This is a genomic window from Tepidanaerobacter syntrophicus (assembly GCF_001485475.2).
Classification (GTDB): domain Bacteria; phylum Bacillota; class Thermosediminibacteria; order Thermosediminibacterales; family Tepidanaerobacteraceae; genus Tepidanaerobacter; species Tepidanaerobacter syntrophicus.
In genome coordinates, this window is sequence record NZ_DF977001.1 from 306671 (window position 1) to 319548 (window position 12878).

The window sequence follows — 12878 nt, forward strand, 5'->3', positions numbered from 1 at the left end:
AATGCAGTCAAAATAAAATTTTTTCTAGTCCAATTATCTAGTAATTATTACTTAAGAATTTATAAAAATAAATTTATATTTTGCTTTCTTGCATAATTTGAACTATTTCAGTCTCTTTACTTATTATCTTTTCTCTAGCTCTTTTCATTACATTCTTTGCTGTTTCATTTGCTTGTTCAATAATTTCTTGTTCATTAACATTTATCAAACAACGATCTTCCATCACAACTTCACCATTAATAATCGATGTAGTAACTTCGCTGCTATTTGTTGCATAAACAAAATTTTGTACAATGTTTCTAATTGGCTCCAAAATAATCGAAGTAAGATGTGGAACCTTAAAATTGATTATTATTACATTGGCTTTTTTCTTTTTTCAGTAGAACCTATAGTGCTATCCATCCCTAAAGCTTTAGCACTGTCGATTGTGACCATCTTGAGTATTTTCCAGCTAGGAAAAATAGCTGGATTATTATATTTGCATTTATTTAGCAATACCGTCAGTTTCATTTTATTAAACATATTACTAGAATTTCCGCCAGGTGTTTGATCAGAGCCTAAAGCGAGACGATTACTGTACTCACTAAATTTCAAAACTGGTGGAACATTTCCATTAATTATGGCCTCACTCCCTGAACACAAAACCATTGCTGCACCAGATTGTGAATATATTTTTAACTCTTTATTAGTAGCAACTGAAAGATGAATTCCGATCAGTACTTATTTAAAAATCCTATCTCATCCAAAAAGATATAGTGCGTTTATCATACCTTAATATCATCTGATTTGTTTATCGCGTACCACATGCCACATGCATATGAATGTTAAGGCTAAATTTTTTAGAAAGTTCGTTTACTTCGCTCAAGACTCCTTTAGTAACTCTATCCGGCGCCTCAGGACCAAGCATACATGTTATTCGTCCATTATAACTATTGTTATATTCTTCAATAAGTTTTTTGCTTTCTTCAAGTCTTGAATTTTCTATACTTACATCAAGCGGGTATAGCTCACCAATAGGTAGAGGTATTTTAAAAGCATTTAAAGGGAGTATATTTATTTCTTGAGCCACACATGTATGAGTACCTATTTTTATATGATTTTTTATAATTTTCTTCATTGGATTATCATAGTCGCACATAGTTGCTGTCCCTGCTTTTACTGTTTCGGTAATCATAGCCATAGAACTTTTACGGTTTTTTATACATCTATTTTCTTCCAAAAGAGGCCAAATGCACCCTGTAACCAATTATTTGTTCCTGTGCAAGCCTTTTAAACAAAGCTATCCCTAAATGCATATGTGCATTGATTAAACCGGGCATCATTATTTTTCCCTTTGCATCTATGCGCTTTATATTGTTTTAATATATTTTTTGTCTCATCGACATATCGACATCACCAATTGCCTTACCTTGAATAGCTATTGCTCCATCATTAATAACGCCACCATATTTTTATTACTATTGTTACAATGATACCATTATAGATTATAATGTCTTCCATCTTGTATCGTTTAGTCTCTTTATTTATGTATTACTCTTATGTGGTTATTCAAAAGATAAAGTCAATTTTCGTAGGTCATAATGTAAAACAACGACTTATGTATTGAAATTAACTTTTACCTATGAGCAAGAACTACATCCAAGCACCACCATTTGGACAAATTACTTGACCGGTAAGATAATCAGCTGATTCAGAGACCATGTAAGCTATCGCAGCTGCTTGATCCTCAGGTAAACCTATGCGATACCATGGCACCTGTTGCGTTTTTTTATTCCATAAATTAGATCTTGACATTCGTGTATCTGTAAGTCCAGTGCCTAGAATATTCACATTTATTCGATATGCAGTTAATTCATTAGCTAATTCTTTTCCAAGTCCTATCATTCCGGCTTTTGATGCTGCATAATGAGGATCTGAAAAATCTCCTACTATTCCTGCTCCCGAACTGACCATAACTATTTTTCCATGCATTTTCGCTTTCATATAAGGAAGAACTTCCATGGTAAACATATAAGCACTTGTAAGATTGAGTTGTATAAGGCGATTCCACTCCTCATAGGTCATGTCGTCGATTGTTTTGCCTCCACCACAACCAGCAGCATTATTGATTAGAATATCAATATCGCCAAATTCTTCTATAGTTTTATCGATAGTATTCCTTATATCTTCCAGCTGGCATACATCACACCTTATGCCGATTGCCCTTCCTCCATTGTTTACTATTTCTTTTTTAACATTATTAGCGCTCTCATTTTCAATATCGCATACAGTTATATTAGATCCTAATTTTGCCAACATTATAGCTGTTGCACGGCCAATTCCATTTCCTGAACCTGTAACAATTGTAGTTTTTCCTTCAAGACCAAAATAATCAAATTGTGTTTTAGTTATTCTTTCATTCATTTTTATTCCTCGCTTTCTATTTTTTTCTTTCCTAAATAAGCTGCAATTATTTCTTCGTCGGCAGATAGTTCTTTTCCGCTTCCCCTTTTTACAATCTTTCCCCCTTCTAATACGCATGCTTGATGAGCTATCCCAAGAGCTTTGCGCGCATTCTGTTCTACAAGTAATATGGAAATTCCCTGAGCATTTATCATTTTTATTAGTTCGATGATGTCATTAACTATGAGTGGTGCAAGGCCAAGAGAAGGTTCGTCTAAAAGTAAAAATTCAGGATTTGACATTAAGCCTCGCGCAATGGCTAACATTTGTTGTTCGCCACCTGACAAAGTCCCTGCTCGTTGAGTTTTGCGCTCTTCCATCCACGGAAACATATTATATGCCCTTTTTAAGCCTGGTCTCTGATCCTTTATTATGTAGCCTCCTAACAAAAGATTATCTTCAACTGATAAATTTGGGAATATCCACCTACCTTCTGGCACCAAAACTACACCTTTTTTTACAGCTTTGAAAGGTGGGGGCTCAAGTTTGATTTTACCAAACCATATATTACCTGCTTGAGGTTTTAGAAGGCCAGCTATACATTTCATTAAAGAAGATTTGCCCGCACCATTTGCTCCTATAATAGCCATGATTTCACCATCTTTAAGCTCAAAACTTACATTTGTTATTGCACGAATTTTCCCATAGGAAAAACTAAGATTTTCAACTTTGAGCATTATTCATCAACCCCTAGATATGCTTCTATAACTCTTTGATTTTTCTGAATTTCTTTCGGCGTACCTTCAGCTAATAGTGAACCAAAATTTAATACTGATATTAAATCACAAATATTCATAATAACATCCATGTGATGGTCTATTATAATTATCGTAATATCATTATTTAAACGAATTTCCTTGATAAAATTAGAAAGCTGCAAAGATTCGTCTTCATTCATCCCAGCTGCGGGTTCATCTAACAGTAGAATGGATGGATTTGTTAAAAGTGCTCGCGCAATTTCCAGCCTTCGTTGTGTTCCATATGGAAGATTTCCGGCCTTTTGTTCTTTATATTCGCTAAGCCCCACTTCTATCATCATATTTTTACAAATTTTATCTGCTGACATTTCTTGGGTTTTACATTTTGAGGTTCTTAGAAAACCATCAAACAACCCATAGGTTATATTTTTTTGACAAGCTGTTAGCAAATTTTGATACACCGTTAAATCATTAAAAAGACGAATATTTTGAAAAGTACGTGCGATTCCTAACTCAGCAATTTCATGGGTTTGTTTTCCGTTAATTTTTTTTCCATTAAAAAAAATGCTTCCTGCTGTTGTATTATATATGCCAGTTATCATATTAAATAATGTAGTTTTACCCGCTCCATTAGGTCCTATTATCCCATGAATGCTTTGTTTGGCTATACGTATACTTACATCGTTAACAGCAGTAATGCCCCCAAATCGTTTTACAACATGGTCTATTTTTAGAACAACATCTTGCTCAGACATTTTTTCTTTTCCCTCCCTCAGACATTTTGCCTAAAAATCTCTGAGCAGTTCGTAAAAGAACATTTTTTAAATCAGCTAAAGAGAATTCTTTGTTACCTAATAAGCCAGAAGGCTTAAATATTATTACTAATGTTACCAGAAACCCATAAAATACCATGCGCCATTCTTGAACAGAACCAAAACGCAGTATTTCAGGAAGAGGAACAAGAATTAAAGAAGCTATTACAGTTCCTGTTAGGCTTCCACAGCCGCCAAGTATTACAGTCATAAGAAGCTCATTTGATTTTGCCATACTAAACATACTCGGATTTAAATACCGCATATAGTGGGCTAACATCCCTCCTGATATACCGCAAAGTGCACAGCTTATTCCCATTGCCAACAATTTATAGTTTGCCACATTTATGCCTATAGCTGAGGCAGCTAGTTCCTCTTCTCGAACTGCGATGCAATTACGGCCATGCTTAGAATGTAAGAAGTTTCTCAGTAATATTACTAATGCGATAACTGTAACCCATACAACACTAAAACTTGAACCCCTTGGGATATCAGTCATTCCGCGAGCGCCCCCAGTTACACTAGGGAGATTTTCTATAATTAGCCTTACCACTTCGCCGATTCCAAGTGTAGCAATAACAAAGTAATCCCCTTTTAATTTAAGTGTGGGATAGCCGATTGCTAAGCCAACCGCAGTAGCTGCTAGCATTCCTAAAAAAACCCCAAAAAATGGTGAAATTCCAAAACTCTTGGTCGCAAGGGCAGAAACATATGCGCCTATTGCCATAAAGCCGGCATGACCCATTGAAAAAAGTCCTGTAAAACCCGTCAAAATAGATACACCTAAAATTGCTATCATATAGATTCCTGTGAGGCTTAGGACACCAATAACATAATTATTCATGTCTTTTCCTCCTCATGCCTTATCCTCTGATGACTTACCCAAAAGACCAGATGGCCTTATAAAAAGAATTAGGACAAGCAACAGATATGCAAATATATCTCTCATGGTAGAAGATAAATAACCAGAAATCATACTTTCGCTAATTCCCAAAATTAAACCTCCGAGAACAGCACCAGGTATACTCCCGAGTCCACCAACTACAGAACTAATAAAAGCTTTGTTAGTCATTACCGACCCAAGCATTGGGAATGTAGTATACTTTGCCCCTAAAAGTGCACCTGCTAATCCTGCTAAACTACCTGCAATCAGAAAAACAATCCTAATTAATTTTTGGACATCAACTCCCATAAGAGATGTTGCATCAAGATTTACGGCTGCACCTCTAATAGCTAAACCTAATCGGCTTTTTTGTATAAGCAGCTCAACCAAAACAAGAGCTATTACACTAACGCTAAATATTATCAAATCTATAACTCCAGCATTGGCTCCAAATATTTCAATTGTTCTATTGGAAAAATTTACCGGATATACACGAAAACGACTACTAAAAGCTATAATTACAAGATTCTCAGACATAATTGAGATTCCAAGTCCTACAATGAGTAAGTAAATTCGACGAGCATTTTTATTAATTAAAGGCCTATATCCTAATAGTTCAATTACTACAGCTAGTAAACCTGCAAGGCCTGTAGCTATAACTATTCCTAAAAAAAGATTCTTAGTAACCATGGAAAGAAAGTAAAAAGTAACAAAGGCTCCTATTGTAACTGTTATACTATGTGCAAAATTTGTAAAATTTAGAAGACTATATATTAGTGAATAACCTACAGCCATTAAAGCATATACACTTCCTATTGACAGACCGTTAATTAGTTCTTGAAAGAACAAATTCGTATCCCCTTTCAAATTAGCTTTTGCTTCGAGAAAAACACCTCGAAGCAAAAGCTATATCTAAAAATGAAATAGATTATTTAGAATAATCTGGTGTATACTCTTCTACTTTAACAAAATTATCACCTTCTATTTTAAATATGCTAGCCATGCGAATTGGATTGTGAGTTTCAGGGACTATGGTTATTACACTTGTGAGGCACTGCAAATTTTTTGTATTCTCCATAGCATCTCGAATCTTCTGGGGATCTGGTTCTCCTGCTTTTTCAATTGCATTCTTTACTATTTGGAAACAATCATATGCAAAATATGCATTTGTTCCTGCTTTGCCTGGATCCATTTTAAACTTTTCTTCAAATTTATTCTTGAATTCTTCCAAATTTTCAGCATTTACATCCATAGCACATGGAAAATACGTCCCTTGAACAGCGTCTTTTGCAATTTCAAATAAGTCTTCCATCATCCATGCATCTACCCCAAGAAAACTTTGGGTTATGCCCAATGCCCGAGCTTGATTTGCAATAAGGCCTACTTCTTTGTAGTTTGCAGGAATCATTAATGCATCGAAATCGCCTGCTGCTTTAATTTTGGAAAGTTGTGGTCGAAAATCAACATCTCCAGTTTTATAGCCTTCTTGTATTGTTACTTTGCCACCAACTTTTTCAAATGCATCTGTAAAATTTTGAGTTATGCCTAGTGAATATTCATTAGTTATTTCATATATAATTGCTGCTTTTTCTATCCCTAATTTTTCATATGCATATTGCCCCATGATATCTCCTAATTGAGGATCTGATAAGCATGCCCTAAATGAATATTTGCGAACACTTCCATCTTCTTCGCGCTGGGTAACTTTGTAATTAGTGCCACAAGTAGTGATGTGAGGAACTTTATATTCTTCGCAAACTTCATCAAGTGCTATAGCGCATGACGAAGTATTAGGACCTATAAAAGCTATAACGCCATCATTCTGTAAAGCCCTTCTTGCAGCATTCGTTGTCTCAACAGGATCTGAACGATTGTCATATATCTTAAGCACCACTTCTTTGCCTAAGATGCCTCCTTGATTATTAGTCTCTTCCACCAACATTTTTAAAGTATTTGACTCTGCTTCACCCCAAATAGCAGATTCTCCTGTTATCGGACCAATATAACCCAAAATGATTTTATCGCTCAATGAACTTTCATTTCCACAACCTGTAAGCCCCATAATCATAATTATTGCCAAGGTAATCGCAGAAATTTTTTTTATTAATGACATAATATGTACCCCCTATGATTATTTGTAGATTTTTGGAAACTTAGTTTCCTTTATTCTCAAGCCCTCTCAAGAAGGCTATTATTTTTTACCTCCCTTTGTTTCTATTGCAAAAATAGCTGATATTTATAGATATCGTGAGATATTAAAAGTTTGTTAATGGTTATTGTGAATATATGCTTGTAATCATACTTGACTTTTTCAGATCGCCCCAATAATTGGAGTAGATAGTATCTTGCCATTACTTCTATTAAATGAGGGTGGTTCTTCTATGCTTACAAAATGTTCTTCTCACCTTGAGTTTCAACAGTTTTTACGGCAGAGGATTCCTGTGTTGCGGGCTCTGGAGCAAGATAGGCTTAGGTTTTTCTTTAGGTCTTTGTCAAAGGTTTAGTTTTTAAATCTGGATCCTGCTGGCGTTTTTGTCCAAATGTTTTTCTTCTTCTATGAGTAGACCTGTTAAATATGATCCTGTGTGTATTTTAAGGTCTTTGGTGTTGATGTTGGATCTTGGCTGCCATAGTGTTACTAAGTAGGCTCAAGTTCTTCGCTCTGATGATATTTTGGCTGTTTTGTCCGGCTTTGAGCCTGCGGGATCCAGTCTATATGGTGTTAAGGTTTGTGATTGTAGGAAAAAGGGTATTTTTAGTTGTGATTGTAAGCATCGTTTTTCCGATCCTGAGGCTTCTTGGGGCTGGGACAGTTACCGTAATGAGTACTATCATGGGTATTCTCCTTATGTTTTAACGGCTGCATCAAGTATAGGTGAGCTTGTGATGTATATTAGGCTTTTTAGGCTCACCGCCAGATTTTCTACCGGTGTTGTTTCTTTGGCTGAGTTTAAGGAACTTTATCGGTATTCAAAGGTAAATAAGTTTTTGACAGATTCTGCTCATGATGCTTATCCTTTTTATGAGCTTTGCAAGTTTTTGGATATTGAGCCTTTTATCGATCTTAATTCTAAAGGCAAGGGCAATTTTAAGAATTTGCCTTCTGTCAGTGTTAATGAATATGGTATCCCTATTTGCCCCAAAGGATATGCCATGTGTTTTTTTGGTTTTAATAAAAGTCGCAGTCGCTTGAAGTTGCGATGTCCTTTGAAAGCCGGCAGCAGACGTTTGAGAAAGAATATTTCCTGTGATTGCCCTTGTTCTGATTGCTACTATGAATTGTCATCTTGGGGTTAAAGCTGCTCTGGATGATGATTTTGATATCTTGACTGAGGTTTTGGGAAAAGCTTTGGCAGCTTAGAATTTGGAATCCCATAAGTTAAATATGCTCCATAATTTTCCTTTTAAAATAGGTTTTTTAAAGGGTTAGTTTGTTATTGTCTTTTTTTGGGGTTTATTTTAGTAAGTACTGCTGTTTACTTATTTTTTTGTTCTTCACTTCCTTCTTTTGGTGAAAGGTCATGGTTTATTGGTTTTTTGTTGGGTTTGTTAGTTTTTTACAGGGAATTATTAACTGTTTCCGAAATTATTCTATTTAATTTTTTGAACATACATTTAATCAATCCACTGGTCGATCAAAGTCAAATACAGTTCACAATATTTAAGAGCTTCTCGCAGTGCAGTAGAGACTCGATTGCGATTTCTCACGGCGCTTGTATAATGCAATTTATATTCCAATGACGTTGGATCCATATTTGCAAGCTCTACCGCAGAATAGAGTAAGGGAATAGGTTTTGTAGCAGGCGTATAAGCGTACGAATTTTGTTCAAAACGATCGCAATAAGTGTAAAAAGCCCAAGTAAGAGAGCGGCTCAATTTCAGTAATAATTCATTAATGAGCTTAACTTTATTATCAGTTGGAGGTTTACTATTCAAAGAAATCTTTCTTGAGTTTATTATAGCAATGTAACCCTTTAATTTCCTAACGTTATAAAGAATGCTTTTGATCTCAATTTTTGGATCTGCTTTATCGATAATTTCAGTTAATTTTGTCTCTATATCTTCGCATGTTATTAAAAAATCTTGAGGAAGTACTGATGCATTTACATAACTACATATTATAGCTGCGCTTATTTCTAAATCTTTTTGAAGATTATTTTTGTCAACTTTATTTAGATCATCTTTTATAGTATGATTCCACCATCCAAGATTTGCTCCATTGGTTCTTTTTATGTATTCTTCGCTCATACCCATTCGGCCTACTATCGATGGAACTCCTATACCAAAAAAAGATTGATCTCCAAATTTATTAAGCGGTAAAACATTTATATCTTCATTAACTACTTCCTTAATGATATCCTTTACGAATTTCATCACTTCTCTGGAAGCAGTGCATTCATATTGGACAGCATGTAACATTCCTGTAGAATCAATATTGATGCCACCAATACAATTTTCGTCAAGTTCGTCCCAATGATGGTCTACATACCATGTAGAACCAGCAGATTCAGCTATTTCATGACCATTCCAGCATACAAAATAAATGCTTCTTTTAATTTTATCTTGATGTTTTGCAAGCTGTTCCGCAAGCGTTAGAATAGTTCCATTTCCTGTTGCATTACAAGTAACACCAGGTTCCCATGCGTCTATATGACCATTAACAAGTAGAAATTCTTCTGGAACTTCGTTCCCTCTCAGATATCCTATGGGCATCGCCAATATGTCCCAGCTTCTTGTACACTGGACACTTATGTTTACTAAAACTTTTTTTTCACTTTTGCATAGATTCTTTAAATAGGTACCTGCACTGTGTGATATGCTAACTCCTGATATTTTGGGAATGTCTTTGAAGGTTTCTGGAGTCGGATTCCCCCATACAGATTTTAATCCTCGACCACAAATATAATCTTCTTCCTCGTTTTCATCCTCCCCCCAATTAGCACAAATCATGGCAACAGCTCCTTTTTCAGCTGCTATTCTAGCTTTTTCAGGCGTTGCAGGACTATAAGATACCTCAACTAACACAGCTTTGCCTTTTACATCTTTCTCCATGTAATCATCATAATCACCAGCTCCTAAGTATACCAATTCAACATTTATTCCTTCTTTTCGTGTTGATTCTACATGGCAGCACGGCAAACTATCAATTTCTTTCAGTTCTGGTTGTATTACTTTTAGTGATGAACTGACGGGGTTGCTATTATAAGCTTCAAAATTTATAACTTCTGATTCAAGTCCAAATTCTTTAAATTTGCTTGCAACCCATTCCGCAGCTTTTCTGTCATCTCCCATTCCTGAAATTCTTCGCGGATAATGTTCGGTTAGCCATTCACTATACTCGTAATTCTTATCTGCAGATAAATCTTTTCGAATCTCTTCGTATAACTTTTCCACCTTAATGTGCCTCCAGTATTTTTGATAATTTATTATGACTCAAAATTTAAAATAAAAGATGTTCCCTAAGTGAGCTTTAAGCTAGTCAATAACAGTAGCAATAGCTTCAATTTCAATTACTATTTCATCTTTAAATCTCCCAATTTGGACAGTACTTCGTGCAGGCGGATCAATTGGAAAAAATTCCTTATAAACTTCATTAAATTTTTGAAAATCGTTTATATCAGAAATAAATACAAGCGTTTTTACAACATGATTCATATCGGATCCGGCAGCTTCTAAAATGGCTTTCATATTTGTTAAAACCTGTTTTGTCTGGCCAGTAATATCGTTAGGAGAGACAAGCATTTGTGTTTTAGGATCAATAGCTGTTATTCCCGCTGTGTAAATCATCTTCCCTACTTTAAAGCCTTGAGAATACCACCCCCCTGGTTTTCCTGCTTTTTCAGTGCAAATTTTAATTTTCTCCAAGATTTTCATCTCCAACTATGTTGTTATTGTGTAACAGATAAGTCATGCCAAAAAAATGCAATTAAAGGAGTAAATTTAAAAACTAAAAATATATTTTTGATAAATTATATTCATCTCGAACATACTCTTAAGGCTTACCCATTCATTTTCTGAATGTAAGCCACCTCCTTTCGCTCCTAAGCATATAACCGGAATTCCTGTAGCTGGAACTAATTTGTTATTATCACAAACTCCCGTACCATACCGAAACTCCATAGGCTTTCCTATTACATCTTTATATATTGAACACAATTTTTCAATTTGAGGCAGGTCAGTTTGAATTTCATAAGGTTCATAATAAGGCTCATCTATTTTAAAAATAAATTTAGCTTTTAATCCCATATTAATAACAAGTTCTTGCATTTGTTCTAAAATGTATTCTATTGTTTCGGTAGGGACTGTATGTTTATTTACAAGGCAAAAGCAATAATCAGGTACTATAACCGAATATTGATTAAAGCCACCCTCTATTTTAAGAGTAACATACGGTTGTTTTTGAATTTTATGATGCTCCTTTAATGGGATCTTGCCTAATGAAACGAGAAAACGTGCCATTTCTTCAATAGCATTTATCCCTTTGTTTGGCTCACATCCATGAGCAGTCTTACCATAAGCGTCAACATGAATTAATAGTTTGCCTACGCTCCCAATTATTGGAATATACTCAGGTTCTGCAGCAATACCAAAATCAGCATTTATTGTATTGTTTATTAAAGTAGTTATGCCAAGAGATGTTGCTTCCTCATCTGGAACAAGAGCAATTAAAATATCCCCTTTCATCTTATCTTTATTTTCTATAGCAAATTTTACTGTACTTAAAATGATAGCTATTCCGCTCTTCATATCAAGGGCTCCTCTGCCATAAACCTTATCTCCCTTTATCACGGGCACAAAAGGATTTGTTTCCCAACCATTGCCAGCTGGAACGGTATCTAAATGTCCTGTTAAAAGGGTAGTAGGGCCTTTTTTATCTCCTCGAACCCTTGCTATTATATTAAATCTATCGTTGTCAACATTTTGTTTTTCAATTTCATCTACACCTAAATATTTTAAAATCTCAAATATTTTATTGCCTATTTCGCTTTCGTTACCAGTAACAGAATTAATTGTCACCAGTTTTTTAAGAATATCAATGGTAAATTCCTTATTTTCTTGAAATTCCATTTTGATCAAGCTTTCCTTTATGTTATTTTAAAAGATTCGCATAATACTTTTACTTAGGCTGAGCACTTATATAAAAATTATTTTTTCTATCAATCATAACTATTTTTTTAACTTTTAGTCTCAATTTCAGCTTCGGTTTCTAAGTCATTTTTACGGGCAATATCTAAATAGTTATACATCGTATACTTTGAAATACCTAGAAACTCTTGAACTCGTTCACCAGATTTCGTAATAAGAAAAGCTCCTTTACTGTCGATATATTTAAGAAACTCTATTTTTTCTTCTCTTGTCATTATAGCTGCAGGTTTACCAATTATACGCTCTCCTTCACATAGAATATGTTCTAACAATTGATTTACCTCGCTAACAAAAATTTCGTTATCCAAATACTCATTGATATTATAATTGTTGTATTGCCTTAGAAACTCTTCAAATTTCAATGACTCGGTAATATCTGTATTAATGCATATAGAGCCAATTACCTCGTTGTCTTCATTTCGTATATACATAGAAGAAGATCGAATGACTCTATTATCCTTTAAGCGAGTAATATAATTATAGCGATTGCCATCTTTGACTGTGCCCCTCAGAACTTCAAGACCAAGATTGCTTCCTACCCCTCCAATTTTTCTATTTGTTATATGGCCGTTTCGTATATCAACAATTGTTTTGTCGTAATCATGCTTTAAATCATGTAAAACTATCTCAGTATCACCTCCTAAATGTTGCTCTAACATGTTCAGCAACTGTGTGAAGAATTTTTTTTCTTCTTGAATATTATTCAATATTATCACCTCCTCGAATTTCATGAATTTATTGTACATTACAATATGTATTTTGTCAATACTGTTTGTTAGAAAAACTTTTTGTTTTATTTATATTAATACTTAGCGAAAAAGTTAGTATAAAATATAAATATATTAAGAGAATAGCCAGAAATCATATCTCATTGATTGAAGGTTTCGGGCTATTCTC

14 protein-coding genes are annotated in these 12878 nt (G+C 34.6%); 1 reads left to right on the top strand and 13 read right to left on the bottom strand.

Translation table 11 applies throughout. The annotated features are described in order from the left end of the window. Positions 1-73: 73 nt before the first annotated feature. From TSYNT_RS11830 to TSYNT_RS06450, 9 genes are all read right to left on the bottom strand, one after another. Complete coding sequence (locus tag TSYNT_RS11830; protein ID WP_162780992.1) at positions 74-223, bottom strand: hypothetical protein; 150 nt, start codon at positions 221-223, stop codon at positions 74-76. Between the two features lie 131 nt (positions 224-354). Then, on the bottom strand, positions 355-717 hold the full coding sequence (locus TSYNT_RS12110; RefSeq protein WP_083497678.1) for an amidohydrolase family protein: 363 nt from the start codon (positions 715-717) through the stop codon (positions 355-357). Positions 718-790: 73 nt separating this feature from the next. Then, positions 791-1219, bottom strand: coding sequence for an amidohydrolase family protein (locus TSYNT_RS12035; RefSeq protein ID WP_059032667.1), 429 nt, complete (start codon positions 1217-1219; stop codon positions 791-793). Between the two features lie 413 nt (positions 1220-1632). Then, the gene (locus tag TSYNT_RS06425) at positions 1633-2403 is read right to left on the bottom strand and encodes an SDR family NAD(P)-dependent oxidoreductase (protein ID WP_059032668.1); all 771 of its coding nucleotides are present in this window, start codon (positions 2401-2403) and stop codon (positions 1633-1635) included. Between the two features lie 2 nt (positions 2404-2405). Beyond that, a complete protein-coding gene (locus TSYNT_RS06430; protein ID WP_059032669.1) occupies positions 2406-3119 on the bottom strand; it encodes an ABC transporter ATP-binding protein in 714 nt (237 codons plus the stop codon). Beyond that, entirely contained in the window at positions 3119-3895 is a 777-nt protein-coding gene (locus tag TSYNT_RS06435; protein ID WP_059032670.1) for an ABC transporter ATP-binding protein, read from the bottom strand. Before TSYNT_RS06435 ends, TSYNT_RS06430 begins: the two co-directional genes overlap by 1 nt. Then, positions 3888-4796, bottom strand: coding sequence for a branched-chain amino acid ABC transporter permease (locus TSYNT_RS06440; protein WP_059032671.1), 909 nt, complete (start codon positions 4794-4796; stop codon positions 3888-3890). The genes TSYNT_RS06435 and TSYNT_RS06440 overlap by 8 nt, the downstream gene beginning before the upstream one ends. A gap of 12 nt (positions 4797-4808) precedes the next feature. Continuing rightward, positions 4809-5684 carry a branched-chain amino acid ABC transporter permease gene (locus TSYNT_RS06445; protein ID WP_059032672.1) on the bottom strand — a complete coding sequence of 292 codons (876 nt, stop codon included), beginning with the start codon at positions 5682-5684 and terminating at the stop codon, positions 4809-4811. A 79-nt stretch (positions 5685-5763) separates the two neighbouring features. Continuing rightward, positions 5764-6948, bottom strand: coding sequence for an ABC transporter substrate-binding protein (locus tag TSYNT_RS06450; RefSeq protein ID WP_059032673.1), 1185 nt, complete (start codon positions 6946-6948; stop codon positions 5764-5766). A 773-nt stretch (positions 6949-7721) separates the two neighbouring features. On the opposite strand from TSYNT_RS06450, the gene TSYNT_RS06455 reads away from it, so the two are divergent. Then, positions 7722-8132 carry a hypothetical protein gene (locus TSYNT_RS06455; protein WP_059032674.1) on the top strand — a complete coding sequence of 137 codons (411 nt, stop codon included), beginning with the start codon at positions 7722-7724 and terminating at the stop codon, positions 8130-8132. 318 nt (positions 8133-8450) lie between these two features. On the opposite strand, the gene TSYNT_RS06460 is transcribed toward TSYNT_RS06455, so the two are convergent. From TSYNT_RS06460 to TSYNT_RS06475, 4 genes are all read right to left on the bottom strand, one after another. Continuing rightward, entirely contained in the window at positions 8451-10229 is a 1779-nt protein-coding gene (locus TSYNT_RS06460; protein ID WP_059032675.1) for a M28 family peptidase, read from the bottom strand. 81 nt (positions 10230-10310) lie between these two features. Then, complete coding sequence (locus TSYNT_RS06465) at positions 10311-10700, bottom strand: RidA family protein (protein WP_059032676.1); 390 nt, start codon at positions 10698-10700, stop codon at positions 10311-10313. 75 nt (positions 10701-10775) lie between these two features. Then, positions 10776-11903 (bottom strand): M20 family metallopeptidase, encoded by a 1128-nt coding sequence (locus TSYNT_RS06470; RefSeq protein ID WP_059032677.1) that lies wholly within the window; start codon positions 11901-11903, stop codon positions 10776-10778. Positions 11904-12010: 107 nt separating this feature from the next. Further along, complete coding sequence (locus tag TSYNT_RS06475; protein ID WP_202859736.1) at positions 12011-12688, bottom strand: helix-turn-helix transcriptional regulator; 678 nt, start codon at positions 12686-12688, stop codon at positions 12011-12013. Positions 12689-12878: the final 190 nt, after the last annotated feature.